Origin of the sequence: Corynebacterium sp. c8Ua_99 (assembly GCF_039907185.1) — a bacterium.
Classification (GTDB): Bacteria; Actinomycetota; Actinomycetes; order Mycobacteriales; family Mycobacteriaceae; genus Corynebacterium; species Corynebacterium jeikeium_D.
This window is the reverse complement of record NZ_JASBOG010000022.1, coordinates 1-20,530: the sequence shown is the minus strand read 5'-3', so window position 1 is coordinate 20,530 and position 20,530 is coordinate 1. Positions and strand designations below refer to the sequence as shown.

Below are 20,530 nucleotides of genomic sequence, written 5' to 3'. Positions count from 1 at the left end.
GACGCACTCCCGATGGTGCCCTACCGGAACGCGACCTCTCCCACCGGCCGACGTAACTTCCGGGAGTGGAGGGTGTCGGGAGCGGCGGCCATGTCCTCGCACGCGCGCACGGCGGCCATGAGGTGCTCTTCCTTGGAGGACTGGTAGAACTCGCGGGCGGATTTCGGGAGTTTGGGCTTGTCGTGCAGCGGCATGTCGGAGACGCTGAGTAGCGCGCCGTAGGGCACGCGGAAGCGGTAGCCGTTGGCGGCGATGGTGGCGGATTCCATTTCGACGCCGATGGCGGTGGATTTCTGCAGCTCTCGGTAGAGGTCGGTCTGGGAGCGCCACTCCCAGTTGCGGTCGGAGGTCGACAGCACGGTGCCGGTGCGCAGGCGCTTTTTCAGCTCATCGCCGGTGAGTCCGGAGACGCGGGCGAGCGCGTTGGTGACGGCGAGCTGAATTTCCGCAATTGGCGGGATGGGTTTTTCCAGGGGCACGTAGTTGTCGAGGACTCCGTCGGCGCGGTCGTAACCGTTGGCGAGAATCATGTCGCCGATGCGCATGCGGCCGTCGAGACCGGCGCAGTGTCCGACCATCATCCAGCAGTGCGGGCGCGTGACGGCGAGGCAGTCGGTGATGGTTTTGGCATTCGAGGGGCCGACGCCGATGTCAATGATGGTGATGCCGCATTGGTCGTCGCGAAGCAAGTGGTACGCCGGCATCTGCGAGGCGTACGCGTGCTGACGGCAAATTCCGGGAGTGGGGATGGCGCCGATGTCGTAGCGCTGCCCACCCGGGCACGCCAGCGCCGTGTACCCGTGCGGATTTCCGGGAGTGAGGGTGGCGGCGTATTCGAGGAACACGTCCGTGTGCAGCTGGTAGTTGGTAAATAGCACGAAGCGCTGGATGTTTGCGGCGTGCGACCCGGTGTAGTGCTCGAGGCGCTGGAGGGCGAGGTCGATGCGCTGGGCGGTAAAGAGGCTCAAGGGTTTGATGAGCAGGCCCAGGTAGTCGGCTTCGCCGTCGGCGATGGTGTCGTCGATGCTGGCGGAGTCGATGGGGGTAAACGTCTTCTCCACTGCCGCCAGCATGCTTGCCGACGCCCCTTCCCTCCCCGCCGCTTCCTCGGCGGCCGCGTCGAATCCGCGGCACATCCGGAGTGGGATGGGCTGGTCGGAGACGCGCACCTCGACTTCGCCGCCGTGGTTGGCGAGCAGGTCGGTAATTTGCTCGATGAGGTAGGTGCGGAACATCACCGGGCGGGTGATGGTGGTGGCATACACTCCCGGACGGTCGACGAAGCCGTGTGACAGGGAGGGGTCGACATCCTCGACGGCGCTGCCGGCCGGGACGGTGAAGCGTAGTTCGGGGTAGTAGGCGCGCACCGGCCCACTCCCGGAATTTCCTTCGGTGGCGGCGGTGTACTGCTCGACTAGGTAGGCCATCCCTGCCCGGTGGATTTCGGTGAGCCGGTCGACGGCTGCGGCGGCGTCGGTGTAGAAGTCGCCTTCGCCTTCGGTGGGCCAGAACGGGGGTGTTGCGGAGTCTCGTACCTGCATAGCCCAAGGCTAGGCGGAGAGGTTCCCGCGCGCATCCGCGCCGCGCTCATCACGCCAGGCACGCGCACGCAACCAGCTCAGTGCCGGCTCCACACTCCTTCGCGGCTGCGGCGGACCTCGAAGACCTGGTGTACGTGGTAGCCGCCGATGGTGGGGATGGTGAGGAAGTGGCGACCGTCGTCAAGCTCGTGCCAGAGGATGCGGCCGTAGCGTACGCCGTCGCGGACGTGGGCGCTGAGGTAGTCGGCGCGTTGCTGGCCGCGGAGGGTGGCGTAGAAGGCGGGGTCGACGGGTAGTTGGACGAGATTCCGGGAGTGGGGGTCGATGTCGGCTTCTTGCAGCCGGATGGCGACGGGTCGGCCGTCGACGAGGAGGTCAGCAGTGTGACGGCTGAGGCGGATGATGTGGACGTCGCTTATTGTGGTGTGCATTTGGCGCTCCTATTCGCTCTTCCCCGCAGGCGGTCTGTGGGGCTGATCTTCCTTTGGGGCACCGGGTCCGCGAATCGGGCGGTTGCCTATCGACGCTGTCAAAGGCCATTTCTCGTCGATATCTTGTGATCGTGTCGCCCACCCTAACACCAACTAGACAGCTTTGTCTACCATCTCTCGCACGCTTTACGACGAGGCCCCACCCCGCCACTCCCGGAAGCTACCCCCTCCCCGTCAGCACCAGGACCACCAGCGCCACGTTGAGCGCGATAATGAGCCCGCAGATAATCCACGCAACTCGGCGCAGTAGTGGGGTGTTGGCCCAGATGCCCATCTCGGCACGCGAGGAGGTCATGCGCACCAGCGGGACCAGCGCAAACGGGATGCCAATCGACAGCACCACCTGACTGAGCACCAGCGCCCACGTCGGCTCCACGCCGCTGGCGATAATGAGCAGCGCCGGAATGATGGTGACTATTCGGCGCACCAGCAACGGCACGTGCACCTTCAGCAGGTCGCGCATAATCAGGTCACCGGCGTAGCAACCGACAGAGGACGACGCCAGCCCGGAGGCCAACAACCCAACGCCGAAGAGCACGCCCACCACGGGGCCAAGCACGCTGGTCACGGCAGCGTGAGCGCCTTCGATGGAGTCAGTCCCCTCCACTCCCGGAAGTGCTTCGGCCGCGAGACACAGCATGCCGATATTCACCGACCCAGCCAGCACGAGGGCACCGAAGACATCGAGGCGCGTGGCCCGTAGGTGCTGGCGCAGCGAGGAGTCATCTTCCACCTTGTACTCGCGGTCGCGCACCAGCCCGGAGTGCAGGTAGACCGCATGCGGCATCACGGTCGCACCCAGCATGGATGCCGCCAGCACCACGGTGTGCGCGCCTTGGAAACGCGGCAGAATTCCGCTGGCCATCTCCCCGAGACTCAGGCCCGTGACAAACAGCCCGGCCAGGAACCCCACCGTAATGACCAGCAGGAACGCCACAATCACGCCCTCAAAAGTGCGTTGCGAACGCCCACCCTGCAGCAGCAACAGCCCCAGCGAGACCACGCCAACAATGACGCCACCGAGCAGCATCGGCGTCCCGAAGAGCAGGTACAGCGCGGTGGCGCCACCAATAATTTCCGCCACATCCGTCGCTGCCGCCACAATCTCGGCCTGCACCCAGTACGCCAGCCGCCCCGGCCGGTTCGAACCGAAGCGGTCGGCAACGCCCTCAGTTAGCGACCGCCCCGTCACCAGGCCATACTTCGCCGACAGGTACTGCACAACCATCGCCATAAGGTTGGACACCACCAACACCCACAGCAGCAGATACCCGTAGCTCGCGCCCGCAGACAGGTTCGCAGCCACATTTCCGGGGTCCACGTAGGCAATCGCCGCCACAAACGCAGGTCCCAACAGACTCGTCATGGGCTTGCGGTTTTTCTCGCTTGACCACGTCACTTGCGACCCTTGTGCCCCTGAATCTTTCACCCGGCCATTATTTCACGGCCTCGACACTAAATCTTCAATCAGCCCAAAATTTGGGCAGCCATGGTGCCACCGAGATTTACCAGGCGGTCGGGGATGTCGTCGTCAAGCGAGCCGACGAACACGACGGGTTCGGCCGCAAGCTCCCACTTGTAGCCGGTCGTGATGGTTTTCATGGCGTTTTCCGCGCCGGTGGTGTCGAAGCCGCCGCGGATCCAGTAGGAAAATGGCAGCCCCTTGGTAACTTCCTGTGCCTCCCGGAAGGTGGTGTCGAAGAAGTGCTTGAGCGCGCCGGAGATGTATCCAAAGTTGGCGGAGGTACCGAGCAGGATGGCGTCGGCGCTGGTCAGGTCATCGATGGTGGCGTCGAGAGCCTCGACAACCTTGACATCCACGCCCTCTAGCGCGGGGTCGTTGGCCCCCTCGAGCGCATGGCTTAAGACTTCCTGCAGAAGCGGGGTCGGGGAATGGTGGACGACTAGAAGAGTAGGCATGCCCCGAGGGTATCGGCAGTGATAGGGTAAGCGCAGGTTTCAGCAACAATCCAATGTTTATCAATTCGAGTAAACGTGGCGTCCAGTAAGAAAGCCTCAAATTCGTACTGAACTAGGCGGCAATCGAAGAACGGAAAAATAGATGGAACCATACATCGGAATTGCAGTTTTTGAGTTAACAAAGCAAAGAGATTCAACCTCGGCGAATGAGAGCTTCTTCCGTGAGGACTTATACATTGTCTTTGCCGATTCTGATAGCGCCGCATACGCGCAGGTCGAAGCATTAGCCCACGAAAATGAATTAGCCCCAGAAGATCCTTCCCACTCGGGAGGATCTGTCACGTTGCGCCACATCGTCGATGTCGCCCCCGCTCTTTACGGTCGCGTCGATACAGACATCGACATCTATTCTCGCCACTTCGCATCCCTCGAGGATTACAAACGCTTCGAAATGAAATTAGGTGGCAAAGATCCTCTAGCGGAATCCTAAGACCCATATCATGAACCGCTCCCGCAATTTTGCAGTTGCTGCACTTCTCTTAGCCTTGGCTTGCTACATTGGACTGTTTTTCGTCAGCACTGCACTCTCCGATGCCTGGACAATACCCCTCGCTGTCGGTGTCTTCGGATTCGGCCTAATCAGCTTCCTAACAGCGCTGAAAGCCCGATCAAACGGTTTGACGATTGTGGCGGCACTAGTTGCTTTCACACTCTTGCCGATAACGTATGCGCTAGCGATAGTTCTCGGCGGGCCCTAGAAAATCACCTGTTCGCGCGGAATTTCCAGACCCGCACGCAGGGCCTCCGGAAGGTCGGCAATGGAGTCGAGCTCTAGGCTCCCGCCACCATCGATGCCATCACCGCCACCGAGCGAATCCAAAATCCACCGCTGCGCTGCATCCGCGGGCACCTCACCGAGAGTCACGTCGCCATCGCGCTTGGACAGTCGCCGCCCTTCAGAGTTCACCACCAGCGGAACGTGCACGAACGAAGGTGCGGTGTGACCGAGCAATCCGGCTAAGTACGCCTGCCGCGGGGCCGAGGACATCAGGTCATCGCCACGCACAACCTCGGTGACACCCTGCTCGGCATCATCGACGACGACCGCCAGGTTGTAGGCCCACATGCCATCGGCACGCTGGAGGACAAAGTCATCGATCGGAGCGGTAATCTCGCCATGCAGTTCATCGGTCGCGGCCCCCTCACGCACCTGCGATTTCAGGCGTAACGACGACCTCCTCCCCGCTGCCGCAAATTCGGCCTTTTTCGCGGCGAGGTGCTCGTCGTCAAGCAAACGGCACGTGCCGGGATACTGACCTGGCACGCCATGCGGCGCGGAGGAGGCGGCGAGGATTTCGCGGCGAGTGCAGAAGCAGGGATAGGTCAAGCCGCGTTGCGTGAGGTTGGCGAGCGCGGATTCATACAGGTCAGAGCGTTCAGACTGGCGGACCGGCGTGCCATCCCAGTCGATGCCGATGGCCTCCAGATCGGCGAGCTGCTGCGCCTCATACTCGGGGCGGGAGCGCTGGCGGTCGATGTCCTCGATACGCACGATGAAGCGGCCACCCTGCGCGCGGGCGTGCGCCCACGCGAGAACCGCGGTGCGCAGATTTCCCAGGTGCAGCCGACCGGTCGGCGAAGGGGCGTAGCGGCCGGTGGGAGGTAGGAGCGTTGAACAGTTGATGGTTATCGCTTGCTTTAAATTGGCCACCATTACAGATTAGCGAGCCGACTAGAAGAAATGCGACAATCCCTTCATCCAATTAAAGTTCATACAATCTTACATATTGACTATCGGCTACCCCCAGATTAGACGGTTACCAAAATAACGTCATTAATCCCCATAGGACATTAATTATTTTGTTATAGTTTTCCCATGTCGGCCTATCAAACATATTTGAAGACACTCAATAATGACTAAAAAGGGACACATAACCCGTCGTAAATTCACATCATTAATCCTAGCTGTAAGCGCTACCGTCACATCTCTTTGCGCAATGCATCCAGGAACAGCCTCCGCAAGCCCACATAGCGCTGACACATTACTCGACCAGGGAACAACCGTCTTTGGAGGCAGCGCACAGAGCAACAACCCTGCATCATATGATTATGTTCCCAAAACATCGACAGCTACTTCCGCCGTGAGAAGCGCTTCAGGATATGCATGGATTCCAGCATTCCACTACCAATTTGGAGGGGTAAACATCCCAGTTCCCGGCGGACAAATCTTCCACCGCATTGATGGCCAGCGCACTCACATTAACGAAGAAACTGCCACATACAGCGCACCTGCGAATATTTGCAATTATCGTTTCGACTTCCAAAATCGCGATAATTTCGGCCGAATTGTATCTACTAGATCGACTGGCATACATAACGGTTGTCAATTCGGAATGGTGGGGCATGCGCCACTCAAGAACTTTGATATCCAACCTGGAATGATGTGCGCCCGCCTTTTCGTAAGTGGATCTTTCCGAGGTGAGCAATGTCACCACATCTACAGATAAAATCACTACAGTTCATTTCCGCTGCAGGAATAGCGGTAAGCATTCTTTGCATACTAGGTATCGCAAATGGCATGTATACGCTGGGACAGCTTGCTCAGCAAACTACTCACATGAGCACAACCGCTGTCACTACAAAGGCCGACAGGGCATTGCTCTATTCTGAAATTTCTCTAGTGTCTCTCATCGTTAGCTGCATTGCACTATTTATTTGCAGCATTCGTATGAAAAATATTAGTTACGAGAAGAAATCCTAGCGGCTCACAGAGAGACTGGACCCCCGGAGATTTCGGCTCTCGCTAGAAAAATTCAACCTCGAAGACTTCATCGGCGCTCGCTTGGAGCCCTAAGCGGCAGGTAACATTCCCTCCCGTGACAAATAACGAAAACCTGCCCAAGTCTGGGCCGGGCAACGCCGAGGCTGCCGCTGTGAGCACCTCGCACGCGCCCGAGAACGCAACTAAGTCCGAATCCACAGCACACACTCCACGCCACATCCCGGTACCGAAATCGCTGTACCCGATGTTCACGGCGATTTTCATCGGCGTGCTGATTGTCTCCAACATCACCGCCACCAAGGGCGTGGAAATCTTCGGCCTGGCCACCGACGGTGCCTTCTTCCTCTTCCCCTTGAGCTACGTCATCGGCGACGTGCTTTCCGAGTGCTACGGCTACAAAGCCACCCGCCGCACCGTGTGGACCGGTTTCGCCATCCTCGCCGGCGCAATGCTCTGCTTCTTTGCCGCCATCAAGCTCCCGGCGGCGCCGTGGTACGAAAATCAGGAAGCATTCGCCACCGTGCTGGGCACCGTCCCGCAGCTTGTTCTCGCAGGTCTGGCCGGTTATGTCGTCGGTCAGCTGCTCAACGCCTGGTCGCTCAACGCCATTAAGAAGCGCACGGGTGAAAAGGCTCTCTGGGCGCGCCTGATGGGCTCGACTGTGGTCGGCGAGTTCGTCGATACGCTCATCTTCTGCTCCATCGCCGCCACCGCGATCGGCATCGACACCTGGGGTACCTTCGTCAACTACGTCATCGTCGGCTTCATCTGGAAGACCGCCGTCGAAATTGTAGTCATGCCAGTCACCTACGCCGTCATCGCGTGGGTCAAGCGCCGCGAAGGCTACTACGACACGCACGTTCCCGCTTAACGACGAAAAAAGTGCCGCGACCTCGCCTGAGATGCGAGTAGTCGCGGCACTTTTTGTTTTTTACTTCACATCCCGTTTGGCATTGGCCCAATGAGCAACGCCAACAGCCACAACAATCCAGGCCACCAGCACCACGATGTTGAACCACATCGGCTGCGTCATCCCAGCTTCAAACCCGGTGCGAGGATTCTCCGGATTTGCCATCAGACCACCCAGCTGCGTTGACAACTGCTGAATGCGTGCACCCGGCGTGACCAGCCACAGTGGCCGGAAAATCGCATACGCGAGCGCCGCGAACTCCAGCATGCTTTCCACCACCAGAATCCACACCAGCGGAATAGCGACAGCGGCCACGCGCGAGCGCGTCAACACTCCCAGCGACATCGCGATTAGTCCAAACACTACAAAGCCAAGCACTCCGGCGAGCATGTCCGTGGCAGCGTCGCCGCCCTTGAACTCCACGCGCGGGGAAACCGTCACCGATAACCAAGCAAGCGCCACACCGATGAGCCAACAGACAGCAATCAACACAAGCGTCAGCGTCATCCGCGCGGACAGCCACAGACTCCTTCGGTCCTGCGTCAAGAACGCATGCGCATTCATCTGATCGTTGTACTCACCCGCCAGGGTGGAGCCGCCAAAGGCAATCACAATCATGTTGAAGATCACGGTCCCCAACAGCAGTAATTCCCAATCAGCGGTCGCACCAGCATCCGCCGCCATGCTGAAAGCCGCCATCGGCCCAGCTATCGAACCGACCAACAGCACCACATACACCCACGTGCCACGCAGGCTGGCTAGCTTCGTCCATTCCGACCGCAAAGCGTTTCCAAAACTCATCTCAGTCACTCCCCTACTGCCCAATCGCCTGCGCGCGGTATTCCTGCGATTCCTGGGTCGCAGCCAGGAACTTTTCCTCCAGGTTGTCGCGCTTCGTGTGCAACCGCGTCACCAATAGCCCCTCACGCAAGGCAGCAGCCGCAATGTCGCGGCGGAGTTGCTGCTCGCTGATGCCGTCGTAAAGCGGAATGCGCAATTGCTTATCGACGTCAACCCCACGCGCCACCGGCCCCAACGCCTGCAGCAGCCGTGCCGGATCATCGACCTCAACTTCGATGACCGTGCCGTCAGCGAGGAACTCATCCATGCTGTACTCGCCGATCATGCGGCCGCGCCCGATGACGACGATGCGGTCGGCGGTGAGCTGCATCTCGGAAAGGAGGTGCGACGACACGAGGACCGCACAGCCCTGAGCGGCCAGCGCCTTGATGGTGTGGCGCATCCACGAGACGCCTTCGGGGTCCAGGCCGTTGACCGGCTCATCCAAGATCAGATGCTGCGGCTTGCCGAGCAGAGCCGCCGCCACTCCCAGCCGCTGCTTCATACCCAGCGAGTAGCCGCCGACCTTGTCCTTCGCCGCCTCGGTCATACCGACCTGCTCAAGGCACTCCTCCACGCGGGTGTCGGGGATGCCGGCACCGCGGGCGAGGGCCCGCAGATGAGCGCGGCCCGAACGAGCCTTGTTGTGCCAACCGGCATCCAGAATTGCACCGGCGATGCTGGGCTTATTCTTCAGCGTGGAAAAGGGCTGGTTGCTGTAGGTGTTGCCCTGGGAATCCGTCCCGGTGAACAAGGCCTGGCCCGTGGTCGGGGCATCGAGGCCCAGCATGCAGCGCATGGTGGTGGACTTGCCGGAGCCATTTGGGCCGAGAAAACCTGTCACTACACCGTCGGGAACGGTGAAGGACAGGTCATCGACGGCTAATTTCGAGCCATACTTCTTGCTGAGTCGTTCAACCGTGATCATGTCCTCCATGATGCCGGTTGAGACTGCCTCGCGCAGTAGAGCTAGGTCTAGTTTTGGGCTTCCCCCCCCCCGGGCCCGCCCAGCCGTCACTTCACGCCACTGGACTGATTCGGGTGTTCCCTGCCACTTCACGCCACTGGTGTCACCTCATGCCACCTCCACAGATGGCACGAGGTGACATGGCTGTCGTGAAGTGCGAAAAGGCAGAAGCCTAGCCACAGCCCAGCCACAGCCCAACCGACCCAAGCACTCCCCAGCACACCCCAGCCCAGCCGTCCCCTAATTCCCCACCGCACGGCCACCGTTGGCGTAGTAGCGGCCCATGAACTCATCGCGATACTCGAAGAACCGGTCCTCCAGGATCGCAGCGCGAATGTTCTCCACCAGCTGCACCATGAAATACAGGTTGTGAATCGTGCACAGCGTGCCAGCCAGGTACTCCTTGGCCTTCAACAGATGATGCAGGTAGGCCCGGGAATAATTCAGCGAAGTATAGGAAGGCACCTCCGCATCCACGGGCCGGAAGTCGTTCTTGAAGCGGGCATTCGTCAAGGTCATCCGACCATCGAGCGTGTACACACCACCACGTCGGGCAAGCCTCGTCGGAGCCACGCAGTCAAAGGTGTCGGCACCGGCCTCGACAGCGGCAAAAATATCGTCCGGCTCGGAAATCCCCAGCAGGTGGCGGGCGCGGTCGTCGGGAAGCTCGTCGTTGACCCAACCGCAGATCAGGCCCAGATTCTGCTTCTCAATCGCCCCACCAATGCCATAGCCGTGGAAGCCGAGCTGGCCGGCGTCCTCGAACTCGCGGGAGAGCTCCACCAGCCCGCGCGCGGCCTTGCGGCGCAGGTCTTCATACTGCGCACCCTGCACGACACCGAATAACTGCTGGATGGGCAACTGGCCGTCGTCAAGCGAATGGACATGCGCGTCAACCTGACCGCGCGAAACTGTCAGCTCGTTGTGAGCCTGAAGGCAACGGCGCGCCCAGCGGTGCGTGCGCTCGACGGATGCCTCCTGGTAGCCGCGGGTGTTCATCAGCGTGGTGAGCTCGTCAAACGCCATCATGATGTCGGCGCCCAGCGCGTGCTGAATACGCATGGACACCTCCGGCGTGAAACGGTGCTCGGAGCCATCGATGTGCGAGCGGAAAGTCACGCCGTCCTCGTCGACGAACGCGTTGCGCTCTTTGCCCTCGGCGACGATGTCGTCTTTCTGCATGCCGGTGACGTCCATCGCGAGGGTCTTCTTAAAGCCCGCGCCGAGGCTGAGCACCTGGAATCCGCCGGAGTCGGTGAATGTCGGGCCGTTCCAGTTGGAGAACTTTGCCAACCCGCCGGCCTGGTCGACGATTTCCTCGCCGGGCTGCAGGTACAGGTGGTACGCATTCGACAGCATCGCCTGCGCGCCGGTGGATCGCACCTGCTCTGGCGTGAGCGTCTTCACGCTCGCCTTCGTGCCGACCGGAATGAACGCCGGCGTAGCAATATCGCCATGCGGGGTGTGGATGGTGCCAGCACGTCCGCGCGCGCCTTCGATTTGCTTTACGACGTCAAAGCCCGTCGTCCTCGACTGCGACATGAAGCTCCTTGGTTGTGGTCCAGTGCTAATGCCTTGAGGTTACCTGGGCGCTATTCGCACGTTACTCAGCGCTGTCGTTTTCCTCGGATTGGGCAGCGTTTTCCGGGTCCCACACGGCGCGGCTACGACGTGGCGCTTCCTCTTCGAGTCCTTCGCGCTTCATCAGTTCCGCAACCGTAATCTTCTTCCGCTTACGAGCCGGGCTGTAGTACGGGCGGACCTCGACGTCCTTGGCACTTTCCGGGTTCGGCTGGGCATCGGTTGGTTCAGCTGGCGCGGGCTGCATGAGCTGTTCGGTCGGCTCTGGCTGTGCCGGCTGCTCCGGATCAAAAGGCGCCGTAGGGGCGGACAGTTCGGCCTGCTCAGAGCGTTCGGCCTGCTCAGCCTGGTCAGCGGGTTCGAGCTCCTTCAGCTTTGCCTTCTTCCGCTTCGGAATCCAGCGGTTACGCTTCTTGGTCGCGACAGCCACAGCGGTACCACCAGCTGCGCCCGTTGCAGCGGCTGCGCCCTCTGCGCCAGCACCGACTTCACCATCGGCACTGTCTGCTTGGTCCTCGTCCTCATCAGCGTCAACGTCGCCAAAGCCACGCCCAGCGCCTTCGCTTTCGGGCAACAGGGACTCACCGCGAGCCATACGCTCGCGGCGGCCCTTCTCCACCAGTTCCTCGGAAACCTCTTCCAGGGCAGAGCCTTCGACATCCACAGAAGGCAACACCTTGTCCAGCCACTTCGGCATGTACCAAGTAGCGCGGCCAAGCAGGAACATGGCTGCCGGGATGAAGGTCATGCGGATAACGAAGGCGTCGAAAAGCACTGCGGCACCCAGCGCGAAACCGAATACCTTGATGATCGCCAGGGGTTGCCCGGCGAACGCCGCGAAGACGGAGATCATAATAATCGCAGCGGCCGTGACCACACGAGCGCCGAGAGTAAAGCCTTCAACGACCGATTCTTCGACCGCGTTGTACTTCGATTCTGGCGAGGATTCACCCTTGTTGTGGGTGTAATGCTCGCGCATGCGGGAAACCAGGAAGACCTGATAGTCCATGGCCAAACCGAACGTCACACCAATGAGGAAGATTGGCACAAAGCTGACCAGCGGACCCGGAGTGCTAATCACTCCCCAGAGGCCATCCTGGAAAAATGCCACCGTGACACCGAATGCGGCTGCGACAGAGAGCAAGAAGCCCACACCAGCAGTCACCGGCACCATCAGGGAGCGGAAAATCATCAGTAGCAGAATCACTGCCAGACCCACGACAACGCCCAAGTAGAGCGGCATTGCGCCCTGGAGACGGTCGGTGATGTCAATTTCGATAGGAACCAGGCCAGTGACACCGGTGAATAGGCCGGTGGTTTGCTCAATCTGCTTCTGCTGATCGCGCACCGCGTTCATCAGCTGCTTGGTCGCAGGATCGAGCGGACCCGACTTCGGGGTCATAATCATCTTGACCGCAGTGCCGTCATGATTCATGCCAATCATCTGGATGTGCTCGACACCGACATTGGATTTGAACTGGTCGACAGCGTAGCTATAGGAAGCCTTACGGGCGGCCTCGATGTCAGAGAGTTCCGGGTTGGTCTGTTTCAGGGACTCGATAAGTGGTTTGAGCACCGGTGCGTCGGGCTTCACATCATCCGACTTGGCAATAATGATGAGCTGTGAATTACGTCCCGCGCCGAAGCCCTCTTCAATCATGGTGATGGCCTTGCGGTTCGTGCTGTCCTTCGCCGCAGTGGAGTCCGACGGCAGCGCCAGCTTCAAGTGCATGGCCGGGTAGGCCAACGCCAACAGCAAGACAATACAGCCGACCAGGAACAGGCCGGGAGCCTTGTGCACGAAGGTGACCCAGCGGCGCCCCATCGTCATCTCGCCGAAGAAGGAAGAGCGGCGTCCCTTGCGCGCATTACGCGAGGGGTTGCCGGCAACACCAGGCACGCGACCAGCGAAGACCTTGTCGCCCAGCAGAGACATAACTGCCGGCAGCAGAGTCAGAGAGACCAACACTGTGAAGGCCACCGTGATTGCCGCCGAAATACCCATCAGGGACATGAACGGCACCTTGGCAACCGTCAGCGCTGCCAACGCGACAATCACAGTGAGGCCAGCGAAAACCACAGCGGAGCCAGCCGTACCGGTAGCCATGCCGATGGCGTCTTCGTTGGTCATCCCTCGGGCTCTTTCTGCCCTGTAGCGAGAGAGGATGAACAGTGCGTAGTCAATACCGACAGCCAGGCCGAACATGACGGCAAGCACCGGGGTAATCGAGTTGACGTCAGTGAATGCGGTCATCAATGTCACACCAAAGACACCGATGATGATGCCCACTACCGCCGTCACGATAGGCAGGAACGAAGCCACCAGAGAGCCGAAGGTGACAACCAGCACGATAAACGCCACGGTCACACCGATAATCTCCGAGGTCGGAGCTACCTCAATCGCGGGCTGCATGCCGGGGCCAGAGGCCTCGACCTTGATACCTGCGTCACGACCGGCCTGCATCGCGTCGAGAAGCGCCTGCATATTCTCCGGCTCGATGTCCTGCGGCATCTTGGCATCGAAAACGAAGGTGGAAATACCGTAGCGACCGTCATCGGACACGGTACGCATGGCATTGGCATCGGCCTCGGCAACATCCTTGGGCAGGCCAGCGGCCATGCCCTGTTCCTTGACCATCGCCTGCATCTTCGGATTGAGGTCTACCGGGTTGTGAAGTTGCAAATCGTCGGCGATTTGGCCGACATTGTCGCGGATGCCGTTAATGACCTGGTCAACAGCTTCTTTATTCTGTGGGTCATCGAGCCTCTGCCCCTCAGGAGCCTCGAAGGCGACATAAATACGCTGCTCTCGAATTGGGTTCGGAACATCGGGGAACTTTTCCTCAATCACGTGCGAAGCCGTTGCCGACGGCATGCCGGGGATCGAGAACTGGTCGATGAACCCCTTCTGGAATGCGGCAACTGCACCGCCCAGCCCCGCCAAAATCAGGAACCACGCGATGATCACAGTCCATTTATGCAGGTAGGAGAACCTGCCGAGTTTGAACAAGGCCTTTGCCATGTCAAGTTTCCCTTACGTCTAATATTCGCCTGGACCGCCCCCAACTGCAGCTTCCCCAAGTTCGCGCTAACAAAGCACTCTCTCGGACTTCACCTGCAGTTTGAAGCCTCTTCGCTACTCCGATGCTAGCGACCACCCCGGATTGGCCAACATCAACTCTGGCGCTGACGCGGTCATTGGGGGCGGGCACGACATAAAAACCGGAAATACTTTTGCTAAGAGTAGCGGACTTCCCGGATAAACGTGAACAATGGGGTGTGTGTTACTGATGTTATTTTTGGGACTTAGGTGCTCCAGTTCGGGCGCCTCACCATTTGCCGCTTTACGACGGACACCTCCCACACCTCCACCACCCCCAGACAATCAGGGCCGATTAAATGCAAAACCCCCGGGGCTCCTACTTAAAGGAACCACCGGGGGTTTTATTGGCGGTGACGGAGGGATTTGAACCCTCGGTACGGGGTTACCGCACAAAGCATTTCGAGTGCTTCACCTTCGGCCGCTCGGACACGTCACCGCTAAAAAACGTTACAGGTAGCCCCTTTATCTACCAAATCCCCAGGTCAGAGTAGCCAGGCCTCCGCCAAGCCGTACGCGCTGCACTACACCCTGCGCCACCCCAAGCCCGTCAACCCTCCACCGCGCTATTCGGGGTGGCCAACGCCCGCTGAGATATGAAGGAATAGTCTGTAGCTTGAAATCTAGAAACTTAAACACAGAAGTACAGCCACACAGAAAGGGTTCTCCCTCATGATTCGTTCCGCCATCATCGGCTACGGCAATTTGGGCCGCAGCGTCGAAAAGGTCATCGCTGACCAGCCGGACATGGAACTCGTCGGCGTTTTCTCCCGTCGCGATTCGCTGGACACTGAGGCCCGCGTACTCCCGGCGGCGGATGTCGAAAAGTACAAGGATGAGGTAGACGTGCTGTTCGTGTGCCTCGGCTCGGCCACCGATGTCCCGGAGCAGGCTCCTGAGCTGGCAAAGAACTTTACGACGGTCGACACCTACGACAACCACCACGAGATTCCGAAGCACCGCGCGGCCATGGACGCCGCCGCCCGCGAAGGTGACAACATCGCCATGATCTCGACCGGCTGGGATCCGGGCCTGTTCTCCCTGAACCGCGTCCTGGGCGCTGCTATCCTGCCGGGCGCAGACCAGATGACCTTCTGGGGACCGGGTCTGTCGCAGGGCCACTCCGATGCCGTGCGTCGTGTGCCGGGAGTAAAGAAGGGTGTCCAGTACACCAAGCCGAACCCGGAAGCTATCGAGGCCGTGAAGAAGGGCGAGGGCGCAGACCTGAAGGGCAACGAATGCCACCTGCGCCACTGCTTCGTCGTCGCCGAAGAGACCGGCAACGCCGACGAGGACGCCAAGCTCAAGGAGCAGATCCGCGAAACCATCGTGACCATGCCGGATTACTTTGCCCCTTACGAGACCATCGTGGACTTCATCTCCGAGGAGGAGTTCGACCGCGACCACCAGGGCATGCCGCACGGTGGTCAGGTCATTACCCGTGGCCAGGCCGGTACCTCCGGTCACGTCATCGAGTTCGGCCTCGACCTGGAGCGCAACCCCGACTTCACCGCAGCTGTCCAGGTTGCCTACGGTCGCGCTGCCTACCGCCTGAAGCAGGCCGGCGAGACCGGTGCCCGTACCGTCTTCGAGATCGCCCCGTACCTACTGTCCGCCGAACCACTGGATGACCTGGTGGCCCAGAAGCTGTAACCAGCCCCAACGCTGGCAGCCGGCCATCGAAACACAAAGAACCCCAACCGCCTCCGCATACCAGACGCGGAGACGGTTGGGGTTATCTCTACCCGAGAACTAAGCGCTTTACTTGTCAGTCAGCTTGCCCAGGGTCTCAGTGGCCTTGTCCTTCAGGTCCTCAGCACCCTGCTTGACCTTCGAAGCAGCCTGCTCGCCCTTGCCCTGGTTTGCCAGGTCGTCGTTGCCAACGGCGTTGCCGGCAGCTTCCTTAACCTTGCCGCCCAACTCGTCGGCCTTGTTCTGCAGCTCGCTCATTATGTAAGCCTCCTATGTAAACGACTTATCTATTCTCTAGAGCCACCGTCAGGCAGCTCCACTGGCTTCGACGGTACGTGAAAAAGAAGGCCCGTCACGGCCACGACGGGAATTGTGACCTAACTGTGACCCCGCTCACGCTCCCGACTGTCGTTGCCGTTCGAAGAATTCCCGCAGGTAAACGGAGCATTCGTCGGCAAGCACACCCCCGCGCACCTGCGGCGTGAACGCGTGGGCGGGATCGCGGATGACATCGGCGATAGAGCCGCACGCGCCGGTCTTGGGCGACCACGCGCCGAAGACCACGCGCCCCACGCGCCCCATGACGCACGCGCCGGCGCACATCACGCACGGCTCCAGCGTCACGACCAACGTGCACTGCTCCAGCCGCCAGCCGTCACCAACGACGCGGGTGGCCTCGCGCAACGCAATGACTTCGGCGTGGGCAAGCGGGTCACCATCAGCTTCCCGACGGTTCGAACCCCGGCCCACAACCTTGCCCTCGGCATCCACGACCACGGCTCCTACCGGCACATCCCCGGGTGCCGTGTGAGCAGCTTCGGCAATAGCCAGGCGCATCCACTCTTCGTCGAGAATGTCCTGTTTTCGACGGGGCAGGGCGCTTGGCCGACCAGCTGGCTGGCTGGCCGCAAGGGCGCTTGGCCGCCCGGTCAGATGACCTTTGTCAGGGTTAGTCGTCATAGGGGTCGTAGTCGTCATCGTCGCCGTCGTAATCCAGGTCAGCGACATCGGCGAGCTCCTCGGCACACCCCAACTCTTCGGCAATGGCCAGAAGCTGCTCGGACGCCCACAGTGACTGATCGTCACAGATAGACTCCAGGGCTTCCTCCGAACAACCCAGGTCAGCGAGGATATCCATGTCTCCTTCAGCCCAGGCGTCGACATCGTCGAGCTCGTCCTCGTCGAGGTCGGGGATATCCAAATCCAGCTCGTCGAACACATCTGCCGCAATGTCATCGGTTACGGCAGCGGTAGCGTCGGAAAGCACAACGCGCAGCGACCCAACTCCCTGGCGCACGAGAATGAAGTAGTCGTCGTCGATATTGAGCATTCCGACAGCAGCGCGTTCCGAACGCAGATTGCGCAGCGCCTGTGCGGCGTCAGCGAGCGAATCGGTGGCGTCGTCCCCGAGGTCGACGACGCGCCAACCGCGCTCCCCCATAGTTACGGCAACCGCGAAGGAGCGGTCGTCATCGGAGGTGTACCCTCCGGAAAAGGTCGTGCTCATAACCCACAACGCTAGTCGCTGTATGTCATGCTTGTCAGGTGAGCAATTTCGAGTCCCCCTCCCCTGCTTCGTCCTCCCTGTCGGCTGCACAACTACCCGCGGTATGCATCCTCGGTTTGGGCCTCATCGGTGGCTCCATGATGCGCGATCTGCGGGCCCATAACGTCGAATGCTTCGGTTGGAATCGCTCGTCCGCGACGGTCAAGGAAGCCACGAAGGAGGGATTCGACGCCAGTACAGATCTTCAAGCCACGCTCGAACGCGCGGAGGCCAGCCGCGCGCTCATCGTGATCGGCACCCCCATGACAGTCGTCGGCACGATGCTCGACGCCGTCAATGAGCACGCCCCCAGCTGTGGCATTACGGATGTGGTCTCCGTGAAGGCGGCCGTCGCCGCCGAGGTCTCCGCTCGCGGGATGGAGGAACGCTTCGTCGGCGCGCACCCAATGGCGGGGTCCGCGCAGGCGGGCTGGTCCGCCACGCTCGAAGGGCTTTTCGACGGCGCCCCCTGGGTCATCACCTACGACCTGGCAGCTGCTGCCGACGCTGCGGGCAAGCCCGTCCCGGAGCGCTGGATTGAGGTCTTTTCGCAGGTCGCCAACTTGGGAGCAGCTCTTGGCAGTCAGCTCATTCCAGCGCTAAGCGATCACCACGATGCCAGCGTCGCCCGCATCTCCCACATGCCACACCTGGCAGCCTACGCAATTGCCGCCGCCGGTGAAGCCGGTGGTCCTCTGGCCATTTCGCTGGCGGCCGGCTCTTTCCGCGACTGCACTCGCGTCGCCGCCGCTGCTCCCGACATGGTCATGTCCTGGTGCGAGAACAACACCGAACCCGTGCTCGCCGCGCTTGACGACGTCATCGAGCGCCTCACCGCCGCGCGCACCCAGTTGGCCACCGAGGGAACCGCTATGGACCTGGCCAAAACCGGTCAGATTGCCCGTGTTCGCTACGAGGCCCGCCCCGCTCACCGCCCGATTTTCCGACTGCGCGTCGGCGAGGGCGACTGGATCAACCAGTTGAAGTTGGCCGAAAGCGTCGGCGGGCAAGTAGATGTGTTCTAGTGTGGAACTATGTTTTCCCCCGAGCTGCACACCAGCCTCGCAGGCATCACTGTCGTCAACTTCGCCATTAACGTTCCGGGACCACTGACCGCTCAGCATTTGGGCCAGCTAGGCGCCCGGGTGATTAAGGTCGAACCACCCACAGGCGACCCGCTCGGTTCCTTCGGCCGCCCCTGGTATGAAGCTATGTCCGCAGGTCACGAGATTATCCAGGCGGACCTGAAGAGCGATGAGGGCCGCGCACAGCTGAGCTCGCTGATTGATGAGGCCGATGTGGTCATCACCTCGGTTCGCCCCTCCGCGCTGGAACGCATGGGGCTGGCGGGTCTCCATGAGCGCCCGAATGGGCCGGTGCATATCGACATTGTCGGTGATACCAAAGCTCCAGAAACACCTGGCCACGACCTGACCTACCAGGCAGAGGCCGGAACTCTCACGCCTCCGGCCATGCCGCCGGTGCTATTAGGCGACATCCTGGGCGCACACTTTGCAGTCACCGCTGCCCTTGCCGGGTTGATTAAGCGGGCGGGTGCTGGGGCGGACGTCGTAAAGCAGCCTGGACTGCACTGCCCCATTGGCCTGAAGCAGGCGGGCGAGGCCGGTGCCGCGCCGCTGAAGTACGGCATGACGGCGCCCGGCGGACTACTCGGTGGCGGCCTGTGGACGTACGGCCTCTACCCCAGCGCCGACGGCTACGTGGCCGTGGCAGCGCTGGAGCCGCACTTTGCCGCCGCCCTGACCGAGGCCACACGCGCGAGCAACCGCGAGGAGCTTGCGAATTTCCTCCGCGAGCGCACCAACGCCGAAATCATGCAGCTTGCCAGCGAAAAGTCGCTGCCGCTGGCTGCAGTGAAGTAAGCGGGTCAGTTTAAGGCCGCGCGCCTCGGGGGTCGGGGGCCGAGCCTTACGCCGTCAGCCCCGCGGCCTCCGCAGTGAGTTCCACCGAACGCAGTCGGTCAGGAACCTTCAGCGATTGATGAGCCACAATCAGCTCATCCGCCGTCGAGTACTCACCGAACTGCGCAATCTGCTCACGCACCTGCGCCACCGTGCCGACCGCCGTGTGACGGAACATATTCTGCACCTGACGCCCCTGCGGGGTATCCATCAGAATCTCCGCCTCATCGTCAGTGAGGTGATGCCCACCGCGACTGAGGAACCGCCTGACCATGTTCCTGCGGGTAGCGAAGTACTGCTGCTGTGCGTCTTCTTCGCTTTCCGACGCAATGACATTCATGGCCGCAAAAGCGTACGGCTTATCCAGCTGCCCAGAAGGCTGGAACTGCTCGCGGTAGACCGCGATGGCATCGCGAAGCGCGTCCGGCGCGAAGTGCGAAGCAAATGCGTACGGCAAGCCGAGCGCCGCTGCGAGCTGAGCACCAAAGAGCGAGGAGCCCAGGATGTACAGCGGCACATGGGTGCCGCGGCCTGGAATCGCGTTGATGCCCTTGATCAGCGACTCGTCGGAGAGGTAACCGCGCAGCTCCTGCACATCCTGCGGGAAGGAATCGGACGAACGCGGGTCACGCCGCAGGGCGCGCATAGTGGCCTGGTCCGTGCCCGGCGCACGACCAAGCCCCAGCTCGATGCGATCCGGGTACAGATTCGCGAGCGTGCCGAACTGCTCCGCGACCGTCAGCGGTGCATGATTCGGCAGCATGACGCCGCCGGAGCCGAGGGTGATGCTCTCGGTTTTTGCAGCCACGGCTGCGATAAGAACTGCCGGCGACGAGGACGCGATGGAGTTCATATTGTGGTGCTCTGCGTACCAAATACGCTGATAACCAGCCTTTTCCGCTGTCTGCGCCAAATCGATGGAGCCCTGTAGGGCGTCTGCGTGGGACTGCCCCGAGGCTACGGTAGCAAGGTCAAGAATGGACTCAGTACGAATCATGGTTCCACAGTCTAGACCGTTAGGCGGATATTGCGAGTTTGAGATGCTTCGAATACTGAGGCGCTGGGGTTTGGGGTTTTGGGGTTTGAGGTGGCTCGTGGATGGACGGGCTCGTGGGTGGACGGGCTCGTGGGTGGCCCGTGGGTAGTATTCACTTGTCGATGAGGTATTCACATATCGATGAGCTATAGCCTGGCCACAAGTGAATAGCTCATCGGTATGAGCGCAGGCAGAGCCAATA

At 60.8% G+C, this 20,530-nt stretch carries 18 protein-coding genes, 1 tRNA gene and 1 riboswitch; of the genes, 5 read left to right on the top strand and 14 right to left on the bottom strand.

The window, feature by feature from the left end:
- Positions 1-20 precede the first annotated feature (20 nt).
- From QKE19_RS10660 to QKE19_RS10645, 4 genes are all read right to left on the bottom strand, one after another.
- Entirely contained in the window at positions 21-1,541 is a 1,521-nt protein-coding gene (locus tag QKE19_RS10660; RefSeq protein WP_070858110.1) for an AMP nucleosidase, read from the bottom strand.
- A gap of 77 nt (positions 1,542-1,618) precedes the next feature.
- Positions 1,619-1,972, bottom strand: coding sequence for a hypothetical protein (locus QKE19_RS10655; protein WP_065428898.1), 354 nt, complete (start codon positions 1,970-1,972; stop codon positions 1,619-1,621).
- Between the two features lie 10 nt (positions 1,973-1,982).
- Positions 1,983-2,103: riboswitch (SAM riboswitch) on the bottom strand.
- Between the two features lie 89 nt (positions 2,104-2,192).
- Positions 2,193-3,431, bottom strand: a complete 1,239-nt coding sequence (locus QKE19_RS10650; protein WP_347891025.1) for an Nramp family divalent metal transporter — start codon at positions 3,429-3,431, stop codon at positions 2,193-2,195.
- 68 nt (positions 3,432-3,499) lie between these two features.
- A complete protein-coding gene (locus tag QKE19_RS10645) occupies positions 3,500-3,952 on the bottom strand; it encodes a flavodoxin (RefSeq protein ID WP_069359034.1) in 453 nt (150 codons plus the stop codon).
- A 142-nt stretch (positions 3,953-4,094) separates the two neighbouring features.
- On the opposite strand from QKE19_RS10645, the gene QKE19_RS10640 reads away from it, so the two are divergent.
- The gene (locus tag QKE19_RS10640; protein WP_016421859.1) at positions 4,095-4,442 is read left to right on the top strand and encodes a DUF4288 domain-containing protein; all 348 of its coding nucleotides are present in this window, start codon (positions 4,095-4,097) and stop codon (positions 4,440-4,442) included.
- A 264-nt stretch (positions 4,443-4,706) separates the two neighbouring features.
- Here QKE19_RS10640 and gluQRS read toward each other — a convergent pair whose 3' ends face one another.
- The gene (gene gluQRS, locus QKE19_RS10635) at positions 4,707-5,666 is read right to left on the bottom strand and encodes a tRNA glutamyl-Q(34) synthetase GluQRS (RefSeq protein ID WP_347891023.1); all 960 of its coding nucleotides are present in this window, start codon (positions 5,664-5,666) and stop codon (positions 4,707-4,709) included.
- 1,162 nt (positions 5,667-6,828) lie between these two features.
- On the opposite strand from gluQRS, the gene QKE19_RS10630 reads away from it, so the two are divergent.
- Positions 6,829-7,605: a queuosine precursor transporter gene (locus tag QKE19_RS10630; RefSeq protein WP_049172436.1), complete on the top strand. Its 777-nt coding sequence runs from the start codon at positions 6,829-6,831 to the stop codon at positions 7,603-7,605.
- Between the two features lie 60 nt (positions 7,606-7,665).
- Here the strand turns inward: QKE19_RS10630 and QKE19_RS10625 are convergent, their stop codons facing one another.
- The 5 genes from QKE19_RS10625 to QKE19_RS10605 all read right to left on the bottom strand — a co-directional run bounded on the left by QKE19_RS10625 (position 7,666) and on the right by QKE19_RS10605 (position 14,571).
- Complete coding sequence (locus tag QKE19_RS10625; protein WP_347891021.1) at positions 7,666-8,445, bottom strand: ABC transporter permease; 780 nt, start codon at positions 8,443-8,445, stop codon at positions 7,666-7,668.
- 13 nt (positions 8,446-8,458) lie between these two features.
- On the bottom strand, positions 8,459-9,412 hold the full coding sequence (locus QKE19_RS10620) for an ABC transporter ATP-binding protein (RefSeq protein ID WP_347891019.1): 954 nt from the start codon (positions 9,410-9,412) through the stop codon (positions 8,459-8,461).
- Positions 9,413-9,691: 279 nt separating this feature from the next.
- The gene (gene tgt, locus QKE19_RS10615; protein ID WP_347891017.1) at positions 9,692-10,993 is read right to left on the bottom strand and encodes a tRNA guanosine(34) transglycosylase Tgt; all 1,302 of its coding nucleotides are present in this window, start codon (positions 10,991-10,993) and stop codon (positions 9,692-9,694) included.
- 61 nt (positions 10,994-11,054) lie between these two features.
- Positions 11,055-14,054: an MMPL family transporter gene (locus tag QKE19_RS10610; protein ID WP_347891015.1), complete on the bottom strand. Its 3,000-nt coding sequence runs from the start codon at positions 14,052-14,054 to the stop codon at positions 11,055-11,057.
- 426 nt (positions 14,055-14,480) lie between these two features.
- A tRNA-Ser gene (locus QKE19_RS10605) sits at positions 14,481-14,571 on the bottom strand.
- Between the two features lie 233 nt (positions 14,572-14,804).
- Here QKE19_RS10605 and QKE19_RS10600 point away from each other — a divergent pair.
- A complete protein-coding gene (locus QKE19_RS10600; RefSeq protein ID WP_070603636.1) occupies positions 14,805-15,785 on the top strand; it encodes a diaminopimelate dehydrogenase in 981 nt (326 codons plus the stop codon).
- 108 nt (positions 15,786-15,893) lie between these two features.
- On the opposite strand, the gene QKE19_RS10595 is transcribed toward QKE19_RS10600, so the two are convergent.
- The 3 genes from QKE19_RS10595 to QKE19_RS10585 all read right to left on the bottom strand — a co-directional run bounded on the left by QKE19_RS10595 (position 15,894) and on the right by QKE19_RS10585 (position 17,331).
- Entirely contained in the window at positions 15,894-16,082 is a 189-nt protein-coding gene (locus QKE19_RS10595; RefSeq protein WP_049190198.1) for a CsbD family protein, read from the bottom strand.
- Between the two features lie 135 nt (positions 16,083-16,217).
- A complete protein-coding gene (gene tadA / locus QKE19_RS10590; protein WP_347891039.1) occupies positions 16,218-16,700 on the bottom strand; it encodes a tRNA adenosine(34) deaminase TadA in 483 nt (160 codons plus the stop codon).
- A gap of 73 nt (positions 16,701-16,773) precedes the next feature.
- Positions 16,774-17,331 carry a tRNA adenosine deaminase-associated protein gene (locus QKE19_RS10585; protein WP_005510946.1) on the bottom strand — a complete coding sequence of 186 codons (558 nt, stop codon included), beginning with the start codon at positions 17,329-17,331 and terminating at the stop codon, positions 16,774-16,776.
- 38 nt (positions 17,332-17,369) lie between these two features.
- Between QKE19_RS10585 and QKE19_RS10580 the strand changes: the two genes are divergently transcribed.
- Both QKE19_RS10580 and QKE19_RS10575 read left to right on the top strand, forming a co-directional pair.
- Complete coding sequence (locus tag QKE19_RS10580; RefSeq protein WP_347891012.1) at positions 17,370-18,395, top strand: prephenate dehydrogenase; 1,026 nt, start codon at positions 17,370-17,372, stop codon at positions 18,393-18,395.
- Between the two features lie 9 nt (positions 18,396-18,404).
- Positions 18,405-19,253 carry a CoA transferase gene (locus tag QKE19_RS10575; protein WP_347891010.1) on the top strand — a complete coding sequence of 283 codons (849 nt, stop codon included), beginning with the start codon at positions 18,405-18,407 and terminating at the stop codon, positions 19,251-19,253.
- Positions 19,254-19,299: 46 nt separating this feature from the next.
- Here QKE19_RS10575 and QKE19_RS10570 read toward each other — a convergent pair whose 3' ends face one another.
- Positions 19,300-20,289 (bottom strand): LLM class flavin-dependent oxidoreductase, encoded by a 990-nt coding sequence (locus QKE19_RS10570; RefSeq protein ID WP_347891009.1) that lies wholly within the window; start codon positions 20,287-20,289, stop codon positions 19,300-19,302.
- Positions 20,290-20,530: the final 241 nt, after the last annotated feature.

Coding starts and splice junctions, on each gene's coding strand:
- QKE19_RS10660 (WP_070858110.1), bottom strand. CDS start 1,541: ATGCAGGTACGAGACTCCGCAACACCCCCGTTCTGGCCCACCGAAGGC.
- QKE19_RS10655 (WP_065428898.1), bottom strand. CDS start 1,972: ATGCACACCACAATAAGCGACGTCCACATCATCCGCCTCAGCCGTCAC.
- QKE19_RS10645 (WP_069359034.1), bottom strand. CDS start 3,952: ATGCCTACTCTTCTAGTCGTCCACCATTCCCCGACCCCGCTTCTGCAG.
- QKE19_RS10640 (WP_016421859.1), top strand. CDS start 4,095: ATGGAACCATACATCGGAATTGCAGTTTTTGAGTTAACAAAGCAAAGA.
- gluQRS (WP_347891023.1), bottom strand. CDS start 5,666: ATGGTGGCCAATTTAAAGCAAGCGATAACCATCAACTGTTCAACGCTC.
- QKE19_RS10625 (WP_347891021.1), bottom strand. CDS start 8,445: ATGAGTTTTGGAAACGCTTTGCGGTCGGAATGGACGAAGCTAGCCAGC.
- QKE19_RS10620 (WP_347891019.1), bottom strand. CDS start 9,412: ATGATCACGGTTGAACGACTCAGCAAGAAGTATGGCTCGAAATTAGCC.
- tgt (WP_347891017.1), bottom strand. CDS start 10,993: ATGTCGCAGTCGAGGACGACGGGCTTTGACGTCGTAAAGCAAATCGAA.
- QKE19_RS10610 (WP_347891015.1), bottom strand. CDS start 14,054: ATGGCAAAGGCCTTGTTCAAACTCGGCAGGTTCTCCTACCTGCATAAA.
- QKE19_RS10600 (WP_070603636.1), top strand. CDS start 14,805: ATGATTCGTTCCGCCATCATCGGCTACGGCAATTTGGGCCGCAGCGTC.
- QKE19_RS10595 (WP_049190198.1), bottom strand. CDS start 16,082: ATGAGCGAGCTGCAGAACAAGGCCGACGAGTTGGGCGGCAAGGTTAAG.
- QKE19_RS10585 (WP_005510946.1), bottom strand. CDS start 17,331: ATGAGCACGACCTTTTCCGGAGGGTACACCTCCGATGACGACCGCTCC.
- QKE19_RS10575 (WP_347891010.1), top strand. CDS start 18,405: ATGTTTTCCCCCGAGCTGCACACCAGCCTCGCAGGCATCACTGTCGTC.
- QKE19_RS10570 (WP_347891009.1), bottom strand. CDS start 20,289: ATGATTCGTACTGAGTCCATTCTTGACCTTGCTACCGTAGCCTCGGGG.